A 19,169-nucleotide genomic window follows, 5' to 3' on the forward strand; every position below is an offset into this window, starting at 1 on the left:
CTACCACCTGCGGGTCAGATGTCGGTGTGGTGATGCGGCACGGCGGCAGGCAGCGGGTCATGCCCACCCACGAAGTGGCGTACCACCGGTGCGCGCTCACCGCGATGCAGTTCCCGCAGCACTTCCTGGATCGCCTTGTCGTCGGCGGTGATGCGCTCGTGCTGGCGCAGGTGCTCCAGCCACGACGGGGTCACGAAATACTCCAGGTGGATGCCCGGGCTGGCCACATCCTCGACCACGCCCCAGACCACGGCCCCATCGCGGCGGCGGATCGTGCCCAGCGCGCGCATCTGCGCCTGGAACGCGGCACGATCAGCGTCGTCGATACGGTACTCGATGGTAACCAGCACCGGGCCGCGATCGTTCGACACCGGCACCGACAGCTCTGGTGCCGGCCAGTGCCCGGCCGGACGCAGGTTCAGGTCTTCGGTACCGGCGATGCGCACGCGCCACACCAGCAATCCGCCGATCACCGCACCTGCGGCAGCCACCAGCAACGCCAGCTCCGGCGAGGTACGCTGAGCCAGCGCACCCCAGCTCAGGCCACCGGCCGCCATGCCGGCGGAGAACACCATGATGTACAGCGCCAGTGCACGCGCGCGTACCCACGCTGGTACCGCGGTCTGGGCGGCAATCTGAAGTGACGACAGCACGGTGATCCAGGCAAAACCGTTGATCAGCATCACCAATGGCAGCACGTACCAGCTGCGGGTCAGCGCCAGCCCGACCAGGCTCAGCGCAAGTGAGAGCGTGGCCAGCAGCACCAGCAGGTCGCGATCCATCTGCGCGCGCAGCTTCGGCAGCAGCAAGGCACCGCCCACTGCACCGATACCGATGCAGCCCAGCAGCATGCCGTACTGCCCGGCCCCACCGTGCATCTGCCCACGCACCACCACCGGCAGCAACGCGTTCATCGCCGCGGCAAAGAAAAAGAAGCCGACCGACTTGATCAGCACGGCCTGCAGGCGTCCGGCACGGCTGGCATAACGCAGGCCCGCCTTCAGCCCTGCGCCAAAACCCTCCGGCGGCAGGCTCGACTGCTTCGGGTCGCGCTTCCAGCCCCACACCACGAACAGCATCGCGGCGAAAGTGATGGCGTTGAAGCCGAACGCCCAGACCGCACCCAGCTGCGCCACGATCACACCGCCGATAGCCGGGCCGATCGAGCGGGCGATGTTGATGCCGATCGAGTTCAGCGCCACTGCCGAAGCCAGCATCGGTTGCGGCACCAGTTCAGACACGATCGCGGCCTGCGCCGGCATCGCCATCGCTGCACCGCACCCCATGCAGAAGGTCAGCAGCACCAGCAGCTGCGGGGTCAGCATGTCCATCGCAGTCAGCGCCGCCATCGCTGCCGCGACCAGCAGCATCCAGCCCTGGGTCGCCAGCAGGTACCTGCGGCGATCGACGATGTCGGCCAGCGTTCCGGCGGCCAGTGCCAGCAGCACGATCGGCACGGTGGTGGCCGACTGCACCAGGGCCACCATCAACGGTGAGCCGGTACGTTCGGCCATCACCCAGGCGGCGGCCACGTCGTTGACCCAGGTGCCGATGTTGCTGGCCAGGATCGCCAGCCAGATCGAGCGGAACATCCTGATCTTCAGCGGGGACCAGGCACCTGCGGCCGGTGCGGGGGGATGCGACGCGGTTGCGTTCACCATTGCCATGCTCCAACGATCGAGGCAAACAGCGTGTCCTGGCCACCGGCCTGCTTCAGCGCAGGACCCGCATCGACCCAGGCCAGCTGCAGCTGCCATTGCCAGTGTTCGCTGGCCTGCCAGCGGGTTTCGGATTTGTATTGGGTGCCTATCCGGCGTGCACCTCCGGCCGTGCCGGGCAAGGCCACCAGGGGTGCCGGCGTGGTGTACACCGCATCGGCACGACGATGCTTCCAGGCCATCTGTACGCCCAGCTCCGTCGTCACCGCGTCGTGCAGGCGGAGGGTCAGGGTCGGCTGGACGTCCATCAGGTTGGCCGGGGCCAGAAGGCTGGCCTCGCTGAAGTAGGCCGACTTCGGGAACAGCGCGTTGAACGTGCCCAGCCGCCCATCGCGCAGATTGCCATCGCCACTGGCGATGTCCGCCTTCAGCCCCAACCGCGGTTGCAGCTGCAGGTCCGTCCAGCGCCACCCTGTATCGGTAGCGAGCGTCCAGGCGCGGATATCGAGATTGCCCGAGGCCGTGCGCAGGTCGCCGCCCTGCGCCACCAGCTCGCTGTTCCAGTCCAGTGCACCGGCCTGGCCAAACCAGCGCGCGCCCACGGTCTGCCGGCGCTCGGTGCCGGAACCCGCCGAGAAGCGCGCACCTTCGCGGCGATAGTCGAGCAGGTACAGATCCCACTGTCCTGCGCCCTGCCCGCGTGCCGTGGTGGCATAGGCACCCCACAGGTGGGCACCGTGTTCGCCATGATCATCGAAGGCTCCCGGCCGGTTCTGCACCGGCCGCAGCGCCATCAGGTCAAGCGTGCCGAGGCGGCCCTTCCAACCCAGGCGCGCACCATCGAAGGCCAGGCGGATATTCGGCCCATCGCGCACCGACAGCAGCCGCGAGCTGCCATAGCCGGCTTCCTGCCGGCCCAGTTGCAGGTGGAAGCTGCCACGCTGCCAGCGCCAGTACGCCTGCTGCACGTCCAGCGCGCTGCGGTCGGTGCGGCCTGGGCCGCCTGCCTTGCCATTCTCGGCATGCACGCCCAGCTGCAGCTTCGCCTGCCAGCTGTCCTCCGCATAGGTGGCCGAGGCCAGCGCGCGCAGCAGGCCGTAGCCATCTTCACTGCCACCGATGCCTAACCGGGTCGGGTCGTAGTACAGGCCACGCAGGCGCAGCGAGGCGTCCCACCGCAATTGGCCGTCGCCGGCGCCAGTGCAATGGCCACCCTCGCAGGCCAGCGCCAGCGATGGCACGGCCAGCAGCGCCAGGCTCAGAACGCGAAGCACGAACATCCCATCGCGCCCCAGAACGCGGTCAGGTCATCGGTGGGCGCCGCATGCTGCGCGGCATGCCCGTGCACGCCGTGGGTACTGCAGGCCGCGCCGTGATGGTGGCGATGGGCAGTGGCCAATCCGGTGGCGGCGCCCCCGACATGGTAGCCACCGAAACGGTTGACCGGCGACCAGTCCGGCATCGCCGGCGGCAGCTGCGGCGCAAGCCCCGCATAGTCGCCGTCGGCATGCACGATGCGCCCACCGACCACGGTCAGCACGCTGGTGATGTCGGCGATCTGCGCATCGTCAACGCGGAAAAAATCGGCCGAGAGCAGGATGAAGTCGGCCAGCTGGCCGGCTTTCAGGGTGCCCTTCACCGCCTCGTCGCCGGAGAACCAGGCGCTGCCCTGGGTCCACAGGCGCAGCGCCTGTTCGCGCTCCAGCAGATTCTCGTCGCCATACAGGGCCAGGCCACCGACGGTACGCCCGGTCACCAGCCACGACAGCGCCACCCATGGGTTGTAGCTGGCCACGCGGGTGGCGTCGGTACCGGCACCGACCGGCACGCCTTCGGCCAGCATGCGCCTGACCGGCGGCGTATGCCGCGCGGCCTGCACGCCATAGCGCTCGACGAAGGCTTCGCCCTGGTAGGCCATGCGGTGCTGCACGGCGATGCCGCCACCCAGCGCGCGGATGCGCTCGATGTTGCGCGGGGTGATGGTCTCGGCGTGGTCGATGAACCAGTGCAGGCCATCGAACGGCACCTCACGGTTCACCTGTTCGTAGACATCGAGAATGCGGCTGATGCTCTCGTCGTAGGTGGCGTGGATGCGGAACGGCCAACGCTTCTCGACCAGCAGCTTCACCACGTCGTGCAGTTCCGGCTCCAGTTCTGGTGGCAGCTCCGGTCGCGGTTCGTTGAACAACTCGAAATCAGCCGCGGAGAACACCAGCATCTCGCCGGCACCGTTGTGGCGCAGCAGGTCATCGCCCTGGCGCGGCTGCAGGATCTCGCTCCAGCCACGGAAGTCATCCACTTCCCTGCCCTTGTTCTGGGTGAACAGGTTGTAGGCGATGCGCACCGTCAACTGGTCATCGCGGTGCAGCTGCTCGATGACCTGGTAGTCCTCGGGGTAGTTCTGGAAGCCGCCGCCGGCGTCGATCACCGAGGTGATGCCGAGCCGGTTCAGTTCGCGCATGAAGTGGCGCGTCGAGTTCGCCTGGTATTCGATCGGCAGGCGCGGGCCCTTGGCCAGCGTGGCGTACAGGATCAACGCATTGGGTTTGGCCAGCAGCAGCCCGGTCGGGTTGCCCAGCGAATCACGCACGATCTGCCCGCCCGGCGGATCCGGCGTGTCCCTGGTGTAGCCGCAGGCGCGCAGCGCGGCACGGTTGAGTAGTGCGCGGTCGTACAGGTGCAGCAGGAACACCGGCGTATCCGGCGCGATGTCATTGAGCTCCTGCAGCGTCGGCAGGCGCTTCTCGTTGAACTGCGCGGCAGTGAAGCCACCGACCACACGTACCCACTGCGGAGCGGGCGTGCGGTCGACCTGGGCCTTCAGCATGTCCAGGGCGTCGCCCAGCGAACGCAGGCCGTCCCAGCGCAGCTCCAGGTTGTAGTTCAGGCCACCACGGATCAGGTGGGTGTGGCTGTCGTTGAGGCCGGGCAGCAGGCGCCGGCCCTGCGCGTCGATCAGGGTCGCTTCATTGCCCCAGCCACGCATGATGTCCTCGTCGCTGCCAACGGCGACGATACGCCCGTCCTGCACGGCCAGCGCCTGCGCATGCGGCTGCTGCGGATCGAGCGTGGTAATGCGGGCATTGCGGATGACCAGCGTGCTCATGCGACGCTCCTTGGAAGTGGAATCGAGTGCAGCACCGGCGCGACCGGCCAGGCTGAGCGCAACAGCGGCACCGCTGGCCAGCACCACGTTGCGGCGGCCGTGATCGAGTGGATCGTGACTCATGCGAGGTCTCCCGGAAGTCGGTGGACGTCCAGCGCCCAGGTGCCGGGCCCGGCCAGCGCGATGGCCAGCAGTACCGTGGTCCACATCACCGGGTACTCACTGCCGCCGCGCATCCAGAACCAGCCCTTGGGCAAGGCCAACAGGACGGTGAAACCGATGAAGGCGGCCGCCGCAAGCGCAGCGATGCGGGTCTGCCATCCCAGCAGCACGGCCAGCCCGGACAGCACCTGCAGCAGGGCCAGCAGCAACGGCAACGGTGCCGCTGCCGGCAGCCCGAAACCGCGCAGCTCGGTAGCAAAGCCGGACAGCCCCGGTCCACCGAACCAGCCGAACAGCTTGCCCAGTGCGTGCGGCAGCAGGAAGCCTCCTGCCGCCACGCGCAGCATCAGCAGGGCCAGGTCGAGGCCATGGCCAGCCACCATGCTCAGTGCCCGCCTTCCTGCGCGCCGAACATGCGCTTGGCGTACTGGATGCCGATGCCGTAGCCGCCGGCGTGGTCGCGGGCAATGCCGGTGGTCAGGTCGTAGGTTTCACCCCGTGCCCAGTCGCGCTGCAGCTCAAGCAGGTACTGCACGCTGGTCATCGGCACCGCGCCGGCCTGCACCATGCGGGTGATCGCACGCTCGTGCGCTTCTTCGCTGACATCACCACAGGCATCGGTGATCACATATACCTCGAAGCCCTGCGCCAGTGCCGACAGCGCCGGGCCGACGATGCAGACGCTGGTCCACAGGCCGGCCATCACCAGCCGGCGCTTGCCGATGCGGTTGATCTCATCGATCACAGGCTGGTCTTCCCAGGTGTTCATCGAGGTGCGATCGAACACCGTCTGGCCCGGAAAGATCTGCGGCAGTTCCGGGAACATCGGCCCGGAGAACGATGCTTCGGCGACTGTGGTCAGCACGACCGGTACATTGAAGCCCTTGGCGCCCTTGCCGATCAGCGACACGTTGTTGCGCAGCGCGGAGATGTCGATGGTGTGGGTGGCGAACGCCATCTGCGACTGGAAGTCGATCAGCACCAGGGCGTGGTCGGTCGGCGACAGCAGCGCCGGGGCGGGAGTGGCGGTGGCAAGGCTCATGGGTGGACTCCGTTGGAAACACGATCAAGGGGATGCAACAGGGCGGCATCGCCGGCAACGTACTGGCCGGGGCTGCAGCCGGTCTCCGCGCGGAAGCTGCGGACGAAATGGCTCTGGTCGAAGAAGCCCAGCTGCTGGGCGAGGCAGGCCATCGGCAGCTGCGCGCACGGCAGCAGCTGGCGCGCGCGCTCGATGCGACGGCGGCGGACATAGCGCAGCGGGCTGGCGCCGGTACCGGCGCGGAACAGGCGTACCAGATGGAAGCGGCTGACGCAGGCGGCCGCCGCCAGCTCGGTCACCCGCAGCGGCTGCGACAGGTGTTCATCGACATAGCGCAATGCACGCTGCAATGCTGCGACCTGCTGTGGTGACAGCGACGCAGCGGGGAATTCCTGTGGAGTAACGGTGGCCATCGAGGTCGCCGCGAGGGGGTGGCCCATGGTGCGGGGCGCCTGCACGATGCCCTACCCCCGTCGGTCGAGGCCAGCACCTACCCGAATGGGGGAGGCCGGCGGCCGATCACGCGGCGACCGAACAGCCGTGCGTCCAGCGAATAGGCGCCCGGCCCCAGCACCAGCAGGGCCAGAGGCAGCAGCGCCAGTGGCCAAGGCCCGGGCAGCGTGGACAGACCCACGGCCGCCATCACTGCCGCCAGTGGTGTCAGCACACCAAGTGCGAGCATCGCTACGGCCAGCAGGTACAAGGCCGACCACCAGCCGCCTGGCATATCGGGCCCGCAAAGAGCGGCCGCAACGCACAGCCGCAGCCACAGCAGGCCGAGGCCCGGGCCACGGTCGGGAAACATCACGAACAGGCGCTGCATGACCGGGCTCCACGGGGCATGCCGGCGTGATATCGGAACGGACCGCGTGCCGCCTACCCCGTTCGGGTCACCCTGGCCTGCCCCGCACCTGCCAGAATGCGCACCATGCGTGGCCGCCCCTTCCCGTTCCTGCGTCGCTTACCGGCGCTGCTGACGTGCCTGCTGTTGATGACCGCCCTGCCCGCGCTCGCCGTGCAGCGCCCCGCCCTGAGCAGCGGACTGCCCGGCTACGAGCACACCGCATGGCGGGTCGGCCAGGGTGCGCCTGGCGATATATGGGACATTGCGCAGGACCGTGATGGACTGCTGTGGCTGGCGACCGGTTCTGGCCTGTACCGCTTCGACGGCCGCCGTTTTGAACGCCAGGCGCCACCACCGGGCAGCAGCTTCCCGTCCACCAACATGGTCACCCTGGCAGTCGGGCGCGATGACGCAATGTGGATCGGCTACTTCCAGGCCGGCATCAGCCAACTCGCACGCGGCCAACTGCACAACTACGGTCGGCAACAGGGCGTACCGGTCGGCGTGGTGCCGCACTTCAGCCAGGACCGCGAGGGCCGCCTCTGGGCAGCGATCAATGGTGGGCTGCGCTGGTTCGATGGCCGGCGCTGGCAACCCCCGCCGGCCTCCGCCGGGCTGCCGGAACACCGCGTGCAATGGGTGTTGCATGACAGCCGTGGCACGTTCTGGGTACTGGCGGATCTGAAGATATGGATGCGCGGACCCCACCAGGCGGCCTTCATTGATACCGGCATCGCCGTCTCGCAGATGGCAACACTGGTGGAGAACCCGCAGGGTGAGGTGTGGCTGGCCGACCGCGTCCGTGGCGCCTCGCCACTGGCAAACGCACATGGTCTGCTGACCGGGCCCGAACGTGAGGCGAGGCGCCTGCCCGACCTGGTCGCTGCCCGCATGCAGTTCACCACCGACGGCGCGCTGTGGGCGACGATGAGCCCGCATGGAGGCGTCGCCCGGGTCACGTTCGACGGCACCCGAGCCGTGCGCATGGAGCGCTTCGATTCACCGCATGGCCTGACGGCCACCTCGGCGGTGCCGATCATCGCCGACCGCGAAGGCAACCTCTGGGTAGGTACCAATCTTGGCCTCAACCGCTTCCGCGCGCGCAGCGTGCACACCCTGGCGGTCGGCCCCAGTGATCCCTACCGCTCGCTGGTGCGCACCACTGACGGACGGGTCTACGGCTACGGTGAAGACCTCAAGCCCTACGACCTGCGGCGGTCCCTGCTGGAAGGCAGCGCCGCACAGCTGCAGGCCGCAGCGCGGCAGGCACCTGCGCCGATCTGGCAGTTCGATTGGGTCAATCTGGCGCGCACTGTCGAAGGCCGTACCACGCTGATTCCGCTGCCCGCGCCGTTCACCGGGCAGCCGCTGCACGCCCTGCTGTTTCCCGACGAGACGCAGGCCTGGGTATGCACGGGCGAACGCGGTGTGCTGCATTACCGGGACGAGCAATGGCAGCGGGCGAGTCGCCTGCCCGAGCAGGCCTGCTCCTCCCTGGCGCTGGACGCCCATGGCCAGCTGCTGCTCGGTTACGCCGATGGTCGCGTGCGCCGGATGGGCACCACGACCATCGATGCCTTCGGCGCAGCGCAGGGCCTTTCGGTAGGGCCGGTGACCGCCCTGCTGCAGCATCAGGACCTGCTGCTGGTAGCCGGCGAAGCCGGACTCGCCGCACGCATCGGCGAGGGGCCCTTCGTTGCAGTGCGCACCGACATGGCCGGCGTCCTCGAAGGCATCACCGGCATGGTCGCCGATGCGGGCGGGCATCTGTGGCTCAATGGCAGCCGTGGCCTGGTGCGTCTTGAGAGCAGCCTGTTGCGCCGAGCAATGCAGGCAGGGCAGCAGGTGACGCCCCGCCTGTTCGATGCGGTGGATGGCATGCCCGGCATTGCCCTGCAGAGCGGGCCGATCGCCACCGCCACCCTGGCCGACGACGGTCTTCTGTGGCTGGCGACCAACCAGGGCCTGGCCTGGCTGGACACTAAACGTTCGCACGTCAACACACTGGCACCCAGCGTTCGCATCGGCGACGTGCTGTATGGCAGCGAACAGCAACCACTGCGGGACGGCCTGCGCCTGCCGGCCGGCACCAGCCAGCTGCAGATCGACTACGTGGCGCTTTCACTGGCCCGCCCGGAGCGCAACCGCTATCGCTATCGACTCTCCGGCGTCGATGACGGCTGGCAGGACGCAGGCAGCAGCACCCGCGCCTATTACACCAACCTGGCGCCGGGAAGCTATCGCTTCGACGTGGAAGCCGCCAATGAGGACGGCATCTGGAGCACGGTCCCGGCCAGCCGCAGCTTCCGCATCGCGCCCACCTTCATCCAGACCGTGTGGTTCAAGCTGCTGTGCGTGGCCGCCGTGCTGGCGCTGCTCGTACTGGCCGTGCGCATCCGAAGTGGCCAGCTCGCCGCGCTGTTCCGCGCGCGCCTGCAGGAACGCAACGGCGAGCGCGAGCGCATCGCGCGCGACCTGCACGACACCTTGCTGCAGGGTAGCCAGGGCCTGATCCTGCGCCTGCATGCAATCAGCCAGTCCGCGCAGACGCCAGAAGCAGTGCGCGGCCAGCTGGAGTCGGCGATGCAGCTGGCCGAGCGCAATCTGGCCGAGGGCCGCGAACGCGTCAACGCATTGCGCGACGGCCCTTTCGCCGGCCGCGACCTGGCTTCGGCATTGGCCGATGTGCATGCCGAGTACGCGGGGCATGGCACCAATCCTCTGCGCCTGACCGTTGAGGGCGCGACGCCACCACTACAGGCCGATGCCGCGGAGGAAGTGTTCCTGATTGGTCGCGAGGCCATCCGCAACGCGTTGCGCCACGCCAACGCCAGCGCCATCGAAGTGGAGCTTTCGTACGGCACGCGTTGCTTCCTGCTGCACGTGCGCGACGATGGCGTCGGCATCGCCGACGAGAACGCCGGCCATGGTCATTGGGGCCTGCAGGGCATGCGCGAACGTGCACAGCGCCTCGGTGCGGAACTGCAGCTGTGGACCCGCGCCGGGCTGGGGACCGAAGTCGCGCTGGCGGTTCCCGCCCGGCGCCTGTATCACCGCCGCCCATCGCGTTGGCGCTGGCCCTGGAGTAAAGCAAACCATGACTGAGTCCCCTGCCCCGATCGGCGTGCTGGTGGTCGACGACCACCCGTTGCTGCGTGACGGCCTGGCGGCGCTGCTGGGCGCCCATTCCGACCTGCGCCTGCTCGGCGAAGCCGCCGATGGCGAGGAAGCCATCGCACGCTACCAGCAGCTGCGGCCCGACGTGGTGCTGATGGACCTGCAGATGCCACGCCTGGATGGCGTCGAAGCGATCGTACGGATCCGCGCGATGGACCCGCGTGCGCGCATCATCGTGCTGACCACCTACCGCGGCGATGTACGCGCGGTGCGGGCCCTGCAGGCGGGTGCCAGCGCTTATCTGCTGAAGGACATGCTGCGCCACGAACTGGTCGACACCATCCGCATGGTGGCCGGTGGCCGCCGTGCGCCGATTCCTCCAGCGGTGGCCGCCAGCATCGCCGCGCATGTGATCGAAGACCGCCTGTCACCGCGCGAGACCGAGGTACTGCGGCACGTGGCCGGTGGCCTGTCGAACAAGCGCATCGGCGAGCGCATGCAGATTTCCGAGCAGGCGGTGACCCAGGCGCTGAGGCGCGGCATCATCAGCCTGGACGACAGCGGTCACGATTAGGGGGTTGTTCGGCAGGGCTTGCAGCCCTGCACCCGCGGCAGTGCCGGCCGCTGGCCGGCAACCTCAACAGCAAAAGCGGGCTTTCCGTGGGATGGCGGACCGGTGCCGGAGTGCGGGGACGCGGCAAGTACGTCCCTGTAAGCTTGGCAGCCGCATCCGTGCGGCTGACACCCCGCACTCCGACACCGCCCCACCTCTGACAGATTCCGATGGCGGTTGGTAGGTGTCGACCTTGGTCGACACTTCTGTCAGATATCGAAATCAATCTGACCCCAAGAGCCGTTCCAACACACCGCAGGAAACTGTCGAAGGCGGGGTGGGTCCGGTTGCGGGGGCGTGAGCGCCATGGGCCCGAGGCATGCCTCGGGCGGGTTGGGCAGGACGCCCAACCCCGGTCTTGCCGTGTGCGCAGGACAGCGCACACGAGCAAGGCGCGACCGAGCCTCCATGGACGGATTCACGGCGTCCCCCGCAACCGGACCCACCCCGCCTACCTACAGGAACCCCGCCGTTGCCGTTGCTGTTGCTGGTGCCGTTGCTGGTGCCGTTGCCTCCAGCAGGTGCAGGGCTGCAAGCCCTGCCGAACGCCCCCTTACTTCAAACGCAGCAGCAGGCTGCCGCCCGCACATACCACCGCCAACCAGGCCACGCCGTGCCACCCCCACTGCGCCAGCGCCAGGCTGCCCAGCGCACCACCGGCAGCCATGCCGATGAACATGCCGGTGAACAGCAACGCATTGAGCCGGCTACGTGCCGGCGGCACCAGGCCATAGACCAGCGTCTGGTGCGCCACCAGCGCCGACTGGAAGCCGAAGTCGAACAGCAGCGCACTCACCACCAGCAGCGGCAGCAGCGCGGCGGCCGGCAGCCAGGACTCAGCCAGCAGCAGGCCGAAGCCCAGCAACGCCACCGCGATCGCCAGCCGCGCCACTGCATGGCAACCCAAGCGATCGGCGAATCGACCCGCAAATGGTGCGGCCAGTGCACCGGCCGCACCCGCAATACCGAACGCACCCGCCGCCGCACTGCCCAGGCCCAGACGAGCATGCAGCATCAGCGCCAGGGTCGACCAGAATGCACTGAAACCCACCGCCAGAAGCGACTGGCTGGCCACCGCACGGCGCAGCTGCGGCTGCTCGCGCCACAACGCCAGCAATGAGCCCAGCAACGCCGGATAGCGCAGCGTGCTGGTCGGTGCAAAACGCGGCAGCGCACGCGCCATCACCGCGCCCATCGCCGCCACCGATACCGCAGCCAGTACGAACTGCGTGCGCCAACCCCACGCTTCAGCCACCACGCCACTGACCACGCGCGACAACAGGATGCCCAGCAACAAGCCGGTCATCACCCGGCCGACGATCTGCCCGCGCTGCGCATCCGGTGCCAGCACCGCAGCGGCCGGCACGATGTCCTGCGCCAGCGTGGCCATCAGCCCGACCAGCAGGCTGGCCATCAGCAGGCCCGGCAGGTGCCCGGCCATCGCTGCAGCACCCAATGCCAGTGCCAGCAATGCAGATTTCAACAGGATCAGCTTGCGGCGGTCGAACCGGTCACCCAGCGGCGCCAGCAGCAGGATGCCCATTGCATAGCCAAGCTGGGTCAGGGTCGGTACCAGGCCAGCGGCGCGCTCACCCGCGCCGAGGTCCTGGGCGATCAGGCCCAGCATCGGCTGGCTGTAATAGAGCGAGGCGACCGAGAAGCCGGCGCCGGCCGCCATTGCCAGCACCAGCGGGGTGGAGGGTGCGGTCGCGGGTGCGGCGGCGACGGACAGCGAAGGGGTAGACATGGGGGAGTCCGGTGGAAGAAGTGGACGTATCCTGCCCGCATTCGCCCAACGTCTGTAGTAGGCTGAAATACATATCATTCATACGCCCTACGCATGACCGAGCTCACCGCTGGCGCCGATCGCCTGGATCTGCTGCGCACCTTCCTGCGCATCGTCGATACCGGCAGCCTGTCTGCCGCAGCCGCGCAGCTGGGCACCACCCAGCCAACGGTCAGCCGACGCCTGCAGGCATTGGAGCGGCAGCTCGGCCTGCGCCTGCTGCTGCGCTCCACCCATGGCCTGCAACTGACCGAGGATGGCCTGCGCTGCCAGCGCCATGCGCAACGCGTGGTCGACGAATGGGAGTCGCTGCAGGCCGAACTCCACGGCGAGCCGGAAACACTGCGCGGCCGTCTGCGGGTGATGGTGCCGCATGCCTTCGGCCAGGCGCAGCTGCTGCCGACCATGCTCGCATTCCTCGCCCGGCATCCGCAGCTGAGCCTGGAGTGGATCCTTGAAGATCGGCGTCCGGATTTCATTGCAGAAGGCATCGACTGCGCGGTGCGGGTGGGCCCGGTCGACGAACCGCGCATGGTCGCGCTGCCGCTGGCCGAAGTACCGCGCATCGTCGTGGCGGCGCCCTCGCTGGTGGACGCCACGGCAGTCAGTACGCCGGAACAGGCGCAGTCACTGCCGTGGATCTCGCTGGTCACCTACTACCGCGAACGACTGCTGCTGCATGACGCGCAGGGGCACGCGCATACCCTTTCGATCAGCCCGCGCCTGCTCAGCGACAACCTGTTCGTGGTGCAGCAGGCCGCATGTGCCGGGCTGGGAGCGGCCGTGGTCTCGGCCTGGCTGGTGGCCGACGACCTCGCACAAGGGCGGCTGGTGCAGCTGCTGCCGGACTGGCAGGCACCGCCACTGCCGGTACACGTGGTATTTCCCGCAGCGCGCCAGCAGCCGCCGCGGCTGCGCGCCTTCATCGATGCGATGAAGGCCGCACTACCGCAGCTGCACGGCATGCGGCCGGCGCCGCGCTAGGTCACCGGCCGCATCATCAATTGGCCTTCGCCGCCTCGGCATTCCACGCCGCGACCTTGGCCTTGGTGTCGGCCAGCATCCTGTCCAGCGCGGCGCGGTCATACACGTTGCCGCGCAGGATCACGCTGTCGATCTTCTCGGTGGCAGCGATGTCCTGCAGCGGGTTGGCGGTCAGCAGCACCAGATCGGCGGCCTTGCCCTGCGCGACACCACCGTAACGGTCCATCTGGCCGAACCAGGCCGGGCCGGAACGGGTTGCGGCCGACAGTGCCTGCGGTGCGCTCAGGCCTTCCTTCACGAACAGCTGCAGTTCCTGGTGCAGGGCGATGCCCGGGAAGTTGAACGAGTTGAGGAAGCCCGCATCAGTACCGGCAATGATCGTCACACCCGCTTCCTGCAGCAGCGGCAGCACGGCGGCCACCTGGTGGTACTGCGCGTGGCGCGCTTCGATCTGCGCCGGCGTCGCCTTCGCCGCGCGGTCCACGCGCCACTGGTAGGTCGCGCGCAGGCCCGGGCCGATGTAGGCCAGGTACGGGTCGTTGGCGTGGTCATCCTGGTCGAGGAAGTCGAGGATGCGGCCGCCGTTGAGGGTCGGGGTCACGAATACGCCGCGCTTGGCGAAATCACGGTAGGCCCGCATTGCGGTGTCACGGTCGAAGCTGGCGTCGAGGCGGCGGTTGGCTTCGGCACGGTCGATGCGGCCAGCTCCGAAGTCGGCGGCAATCTGCGCCTCGTCCTTGCTGCCGGCCTTGAACGCGTAGTCCAGGTGCTCGATCGAGGCCAGGCCGGCATCGACCGCCTGCTCCACGGTCAGCGCCATCGGGATGTGGCCCGACGCCTTGAATCCGGCCTTGCGCGCGGCACTGGCCGAGTACAGGAACAGTTCCGGCTTCAGCGTGCTGTCGGTGATCTTCACGAAATCGACCTTGTCGTGCTGCAGGCGGGCGATTGCCTTGTCGGCGTCGGCCTCGCTGCCCACTTCGATCGTGCCCTTCCAGACCGGCTTGATGCCTTCGATCTTCGCGCCGGAACTCAGCAGGCGCGGGCCGAACAGGGTGCCCTTGGCGATCTCGCCACGCCACTGCAGCACCTGCTCGGGCAGATCGCCGGAACAGTCACGCACCGTGGTGATGCCATGCGCGATGTACAGCGGCAGCAGTGCCTTGTTCTCTTCGATCAGCGCCGGGCCACCACCGAAGTGCACGTGCATGTCCCACAGCCCCGGGATCAGGTATTTGCCCTTGGCATCGATCTGGCGGGTCGCGCTCCACTGGCTGCGCAGCTGCGCGTCCGGGCCGACAGCGACGATGTCCTCGCCGCGGATCACCACGCTCTGACCAGCCAGGGTACTGGCGTGCTCGACATCGACCACGGTAGCGTTGCGGATCAGCAGGTCGGCGCGCTCGGCAGCAGACGCCGACAGCGGTGCCACCGCAAGAAGGATGGCGAAGGACAACGGACGGGAACGGAACATGGACAGCATCCTGGTGGGCACGCCCAGCGTGCGGGTGGAAGGGGTTTGCATTCAGCGCACCGCGCCGTGCTGGCGCAGCAGGGTTTCAATTCCGGAATAGCCGCGCTGGCGCGCGTGCGCCAGCGGCGTCACACCGTCGCCGTCAGCCAGCTCCGGGTCGGCACCGGCCTCCAGCAGCAGCTGCACGATCTGCACGTGGCGCGCGCCGCCATCGCCGAGCAGGATCGCTTCCAGCAGCGCAGTCCAGTGCAGGCGGTTGACATGGTCCACCGCCACGCCGGCCCGCAGCAGCGTGCGCACAGTGGCGACATGGCCGCGCTCTGCCGCCGGAATCAGCGCGGTGCCGCCATAGCGGTTGGTGCTGCGAAGATCGGCACCATGCGCCAGGGTCATCGCCAGGATCTCATCAAGGCCACGCGCGCCTGCGTACAGGTAGGCGCTGTCCTGCAACGCATCCTTGGCGTTGACGTCGGCACCGGCCTCGATCAGCTCGCGCGCGGCATCCACGTTGTTGCCATGCGTGGCCAGCAGCAGCGCGGTGCGGCCCTGTCCATCGCGCGCCTCCAGCGTGGCGCCCTCCTCGATCGCCTGTCGCACCGCAGCAGCGTCACCGCGGCTGGCAGCATCACGCAGGCGGCCATCGACGTCGGCTTTGGACGTTGCGGTGCAGGCCGGGGTGACCATGGCCAGCAGGCACAACAGCAGCACGCGCGCGAACGGCGCACGCCAGCCAGGGGAACGATGGACGCGCATGACAGTGACTCCTCATGTCCGTCGCCACGGAGCACCGGGCGACGGTAGCAACAGCCGGGCATTGCCGGCCCCTGCCCTGCATGGTAGAAGTCGGCTTGGGTATCCAGAAGTGAAATGTTCAAATGCAAGACAGTGCCAAATCGAATAGAACCCTGTTCGAACTGGACCTGCTGCGGGCGCTGGTGATGGTGGCCGACTGCGGCAGCTTCACCACGGCGGCCACGCGCCTGCATTCGACACAATCCACGGTCAGCCAGAAGGTACGCCGGCTGGAGGAACTGGCCGGGCATCGCCTGCTCGAACGCGGCCACCGCGACGTTCACCCCACCGACGCCGGCCACACCCTGCTCGGCTACGCGCGGCGCATGCTCGACCTGAACGAGGAAATGGCACAGGCGCTGGCCGGCGCGATGGTGGAGACCGCCGTCCGCATCGGCGTGCCGGAGGACTTCGTCAACCCGCAGACCACCCGCATGCTGGCCGCCTTCAGCCGCCGCCACCCGCAGGTGAAACTGGAGATCAGCAGCGGCCTGAGCCGTGACCTGGCGCAGGGCTTCGACCACGGCGAGCTGGACCTGGTGCTGGTCAAGCAGCGCCGCAACAGCCGCCAGGCGGTGCATTGCCGGCGCGAGCCGATGCACTGGATCGACAGCCTGCGCAGCAGTTGCCTGCAGCAGGACCCGCTGCCGCTGGTCACCTTCCCGCCGCGAGGGCTGTACCGCGACGAGATGATCCACGCCGTGGAAGCGCTGGGCCTGCGCTGGCGCATCGCCTTCACCAGCTCGTCGCTGAGCGGCATCCAGGGCGCGGTAGCCGACGGCATCGGCATCAGCCTGCTGCCGCGCCGTGCAGTCACCCGCGAGCACCGCATCATCGATGGCGAGCGTGAGCTGCCGGTGATCGACAACTACGAGATCGGCCTGCTGCACCGTGCCGATGCCGACGATGCCGTGCGCGCACTGGCCAGCGAGCTGTGGCGGCAGGTGCAACGCGAACCGGACTGACCACAGTAGATCCACGCCATGCGTGGATGGATTTCGCGCATCACGCATCGAAACATGGTCAATCCGGCCGCACGGCCGGCAACATCGCCTCGTAGAGTGCCTGTTGTTTCCGTGCTCCACGGCGCCTTGCCATGTCCGACGAAATCCCCACCCGTTTCGATCCCCTGCCCGCTGCCCTGCAGACGCATCTGCAGCACCAGCGTTCGCTGATCGCCGCGCGCGTGGCCGCCGGCTTTCCGACGTTGCCGGTGCAGTGGCCGCTGGCGGCCACCACCCTGCAGCGCGTGGTCGACGCGGAGCTGATCGATCGTGACGACGGCGAAGGCTGGGAAGCACTGGGCGTTGCGTTCGGTGACACCCTGGCCCAGCGCGTGCCGGGCCTGGCCTGGATGCAGGTGACCGATGCCTGGGGCGTCGACGCGGTGCTGCGCTATGCCGACAGCAGCCTGCAGATCGGCGCCAGCACGCTGCTGCTCAAGCGCGTCGAGCAGGGCGAGATCATCGACATCGCCCATCTGCTGGCGTGGCTTGAGGAATTCATCGCCACCCACGCCGACGATTACGCCTGAAAGGTCGCCGAGCATGGCTCGGCACTACAGGGGGTTGCGCGGCGTGGATCTAGAGCCAGCGGCCGTCGACCACCACGCGGCGCTCCAGCGGCACCGCAGCCACGGCCGCCGGGCCGTGGTCGGCACGCACGGCCACGAAGGTCGCCGGCCGGCCTTCGGCAATACCATGCTGCGGCAGGCCGATCGCCTGCGCGGCATGGGTGGTGACCATGTCCAGCGCCAGCATCAGGTCGGCATCGGTGTAGAAGCCGGACCGGTAGCCCAGCAGCATCGCCCGCTGCAGCAGGTCGCCATTGCCATACGGCCACCAGCAGTCACGGATGTTGTCGTTGCCTGCGAACACGCGCACACCGGCATCATGCAGCGCGCGCAGCGGCGGGAACGGATGATCCCCCGGCGCGTTGCTCATGATCGCCACACCCGCGGTGGCCAATGCTTCGCCCACCTGCAGCGCGCGCGCCAGCGGCACGTCGCCCAGCGCATAGGCATGGCTGACCGCAACACGCCCCTGCAGGCCGGCAGCCCGTGTCCGCGCGGCGATGCGCAGCAGCTGGGCCAGGCCGGTTTCGCCCGGCTCGTGCAGATGGATGTCCAGCTGCACGCCGTAGTGCTCGGCCAGGCCGAACAGCAGCGCCAATTGGCCTTCGGCATCACCATCGAGCGTGGTCGGGTCGATGCCGCCGAGCACCTCCACGCCCGCGGCAAGCGCCTGCTCCAGCACCGCGGCGGTACCCGGACAGGACATCACCCCGGCCTGCGGGAACGCCACCAGCTGGATGCGCATGATGTCCACACAGCGCAACGCCGCCTCGCGTACGGCTTCGAGATGGCCAAGCCCGGTGCTGGCGTCGATATCGACATGACAGCGCATCGCCACGGTACCGAAAGCACTGCACTGGCGGATCAGCGCCTCGGCACGGTCCACCATCGGTGCTGCACCCGCCACCGCCGCCTTCTCTACCGCCAGCCGCTCACGCAGGCTGTTCACCGGCTGGTGCGGGTGCCAACGGTCGCCGACAAAGCTCTTGTCGAGGTGGATGTGGCCGTCCACCAGCCCGGGCAGCACCGCGAAGCCCTGCAGGTCGACGCATTCCGCCCCGTCAGCCGGCGCGGCCTCGCCATTGAGGCCGCTGATGCGGCCATCACGGATATGGAAATGCAGTGGCGCACCGTCGCGGTCGACACCGCCATGGACGAACTGGAGGGTCATCGGGAACTCCCGGAAAGCCAAGACTGGCGCCATCGTGCGCCTCGACACAGCCATCGGCCAACGAAATATCTGGATGGCACACATTCACCAGAAAAATGATCAGCCCTGCGACAACCGGTCGCAGCCACGCCGTGCACACCCCTGAACGGGTAACATGGGCGCCTGTTTCCGTTGTGATGCCGCATGGGCCCGTCCGACCGCCACGATCGCCTCCGCCGCTGGCAGGCCGCGTCCCTGCTTGCCGCCGCCCCGATCGCCAGCCTGTCCGCCACTGATGCTGCGGCCGCTGCGCCGCTGCAGTCGCCGCCGGGCCAGCAGCGCATCGCCCCGGCGGCACTGGTCGAGCGCCTGCACCAGCGCGTGCTGTCCGGGCAGAGCGCCACCGCCACGCTGGAACACTGGTGCGCCGAGCACGGCCTGGCCGAACAGGCGCGGGTGCGTGCAGTGCGCATACACGGCCAGGACAAGCCGGCCCCCGCCGACGTTCTGCAGTCGCTGGGCGCGACGCCGGGTACCGAACTGCGCTATCGCCGCGTACAGCTGGTCTGCGGCAGCCGGGTGCTGTCCGAGGCCGACAACTGGTACCTGCCCGGCCACCTCAGCCCAGCCATGAACCAGGTGCTGGACAGCACCGACGAGCCGTTCGGTCGCGTGGTCGGCCCGCTCGGTTTCCAGCGCCAGACCCTGGCTGACCAGACGTTCTGGCCGCCGCGGGGTGAAGGCGATCACGGCGTGATCCTGGAGGTGCGTGCCCTGTTGCGCGACCGCCAGCAGCAGCCTTTCAGCTACGTCATCGAGTCGTACCTCCAACAGGCGCTGCCGTAGCGCACTGCTGTCCCGGGCATGT

The 19,169-nt window shown here is 68.4% G+C and carries 17 protein-coding genes; 6 read left to right on the plus strand and 11 right to left on the minus strand.

Annotation, left to right across the window (positions count from 1 at the left end; all coding sequences use genetic code 11):
* Positions 1–14: 14 nt before the first annotated feature.
* The 7 genes from N5D45_RS20235 to N5D45_RS20265 all read right to left on the minus strand — a co-directional run bounded on the left by N5D45_RS20235 (position 15) and on the right by N5D45_RS20265 (position 6,791).
* Positions 15–1,661: an MFS transporter gene (locus tag N5D45_RS20235; RefSeq protein ID WP_057503790.1), complete on the minus strand. Its 1,647-nt coding sequence runs from the start codon at positions 1,659–1,661 to the stop codon at positions 15–17.
* On the minus strand, positions 1,655–2,938 hold the full coding sequence (locus tag N5D45_RS20240) for an alginate export family protein (protein ID WP_279939514.1): 1,284 nt from the start codon (positions 2,936–2,938) through the stop codon (positions 1,655–1,657). The genes N5D45_RS20235 and N5D45_RS20240 overlap by 7 nt, the downstream gene beginning before the upstream one ends.
* A complete protein-coding gene (locus tag N5D45_RS20245) occupies positions 2,917–4,764 on the minus strand; it encodes an amidohydrolase (RefSeq protein ID WP_197657190.1) in 1,848 nt (615 codons plus the stop codon). The genes N5D45_RS20240 and N5D45_RS20245 overlap by 22 nt, the downstream gene beginning before the upstream one ends.
* A 119-nt stretch (positions 4,765–4,883) precedes the next feature.
* Positions 4,884–5,309, minus strand: a complete 426-nt coding sequence (locus N5D45_RS20250; protein ID WP_010485107.1) for a DoxX family protein — start codon at positions 5,307–5,309, stop codon at positions 4,884–4,886.
* Between the two features lie 2 nt (positions 5,310–5,311).
* On the minus strand, positions 5,312–5,968 hold the full coding sequence (locus tag N5D45_RS20255; RefSeq protein WP_279939515.1) for a hydrolase: 657 nt from the start codon (positions 5,966–5,968) through the stop codon (positions 5,312–5,314).
* Positions 5,965–6,408: an AraC family transcriptional regulator gene (locus N5D45_RS20260; protein ID WP_279939516.1), complete on the minus strand. Its 444-nt coding sequence runs from the start codon at positions 6,406–6,408 to the stop codon at positions 5,965–5,967. The genes N5D45_RS20255 and N5D45_RS20260 overlap by 4 nt, the downstream gene beginning before the upstream one ends.
* Positions 6,409–6,458: 50 nt before the next feature.
* Entirely contained in the window at positions 6,459–6,791 is a 333-nt protein-coding gene (locus tag N5D45_RS20265; RefSeq protein WP_043402524.1) for a hypothetical protein, read from the minus strand.
* 96 nt (positions 6,792–6,887) lie between these two features.
* On the opposite strand from N5D45_RS20265, the gene N5D45_RS20270 reads away from it, so the two are divergent.
* Both N5D45_RS20270 and N5D45_RS20275 read left to right on the plus strand, forming a co-directional pair.
* Positions 6,888–9,917, plus strand: a complete 3,030-nt coding sequence (locus N5D45_RS20270; RefSeq protein ID WP_054171955.1) for a sensor histidine kinase — start codon at positions 6,888–6,890, stop codon at positions 9,915–9,917.
* A complete protein-coding gene (locus tag N5D45_RS20275; RefSeq protein WP_279939518.1) occupies positions 9,910–10,503 on the plus strand; it encodes a response regulator transcription factor in 594 nt (197 codons plus the stop codon). The genes N5D45_RS20270 and N5D45_RS20275 overlap by 8 nt, the downstream gene beginning before the upstream one ends.
* 592 nt (positions 10,504–11,095) lie before the next feature.
* Here the strand turns inward: N5D45_RS20275 and N5D45_RS20280 are convergent.
* The gene (locus N5D45_RS20280) at positions 11,096–12,289 is read right to left on the minus strand and encodes an MFS transporter (protein WP_057504433.1); all 1,194 of its coding nucleotides are present in this window, start codon (positions 12,287–12,289) and stop codon (positions 11,096–11,098) included.
* Between the two features lie 93 nt (positions 12,290–12,382).
* Here N5D45_RS20280 and N5D45_RS20285 point away from each other — a divergent pair, with 93 nt between their 5' ends.
* Positions 12,383–13,312 carry a LysR family transcriptional regulator gene (locus N5D45_RS20285; protein WP_057504432.1) on the plus strand — a complete coding sequence of 310 codons (930 nt, stop codon included), beginning with the start codon at positions 12,383–12,385 and terminating at the stop codon, positions 13,310–13,312.
* Positions 13,313–13,328: 16 nt separating this feature from the next.
* Here N5D45_RS20285 and N5D45_RS20290 read toward each other — a convergent pair whose 3' ends face one another.
* Positions 13,329–14,786, minus strand: coding sequence for an amidohydrolase family protein (locus tag N5D45_RS20290; protein ID WP_057504435.1), 1,458 nt, complete (start codon positions 14,784–14,786; stop codon positions 13,329–13,331).
* A gap of 51 nt (positions 14,787–14,837) precedes the next feature.
* A complete protein-coding gene (locus N5D45_RS20295; RefSeq protein WP_057504431.1) occupies positions 14,838–15,539 on the minus strand; it encodes an ankyrin repeat domain-containing protein in 702 nt (233 codons plus the stop codon).
* A 122-nt stretch (positions 15,540–15,661) separates the two neighbouring features.
* On the opposite strand from N5D45_RS20295, the gene N5D45_RS20300 reads away from it, so the two are divergent.
* Both N5D45_RS20300 and N5D45_RS20305 read left to right on the plus strand, forming a co-directional pair.
* Positions 15,662–16,543, plus strand: coding sequence for a LysR substrate-binding domain-containing protein (locus tag N5D45_RS20300; protein WP_057504430.1), 882 nt, complete (start codon positions 15,662–15,664; stop codon positions 16,541–16,543).
* A gap of 131 nt (positions 16,544–16,674) precedes the next feature.
* On the plus strand, positions 16,675–17,112 hold the full coding sequence (locus N5D45_RS20305; protein WP_057504429.1) for a DUF3806 domain-containing protein: 438 nt from the start codon (positions 16,675–16,677) through the stop codon (positions 17,110–17,112).
* Positions 17,113–17,161: 49 nt separating this feature from the next.
* Here N5D45_RS20305 and N5D45_RS20310 read toward each other — a convergent pair whose 3' ends face one another.
* Complete coding sequence (locus N5D45_RS20310) at positions 17,162–18,322, minus strand: amidohydrolase family protein (protein ID WP_057504428.1); 1,161 nt, start codon at positions 18,320–18,322, stop codon at positions 17,162–17,164.
* A gap of 183 nt (positions 18,323–18,505) precedes the next feature.
* Between N5D45_RS20310 and N5D45_RS20315 the strand changes: the two genes are divergently transcribed.
* A complete protein-coding gene (locus N5D45_RS20315; RefSeq protein ID WP_043401982.1) occupies positions 18,506–19,147 on the plus strand; it encodes a hypothetical protein in 642 nt (213 codons plus the stop codon).
* Positions 19,148–19,169: the final 22 nt, after the last annotated feature.

Origin of the sequence: Stenotrophomonas sp. GD03819, assembly GCF_029841665.1 — a bacterium.
Taxonomy (GTDB): domain Bacteria; phylum Pseudomonadota; class Gammaproteobacteria; order Xanthomonadales; family Xanthomonadaceae; genus Stenotrophomonas; species Stenotrophomonas geniculata.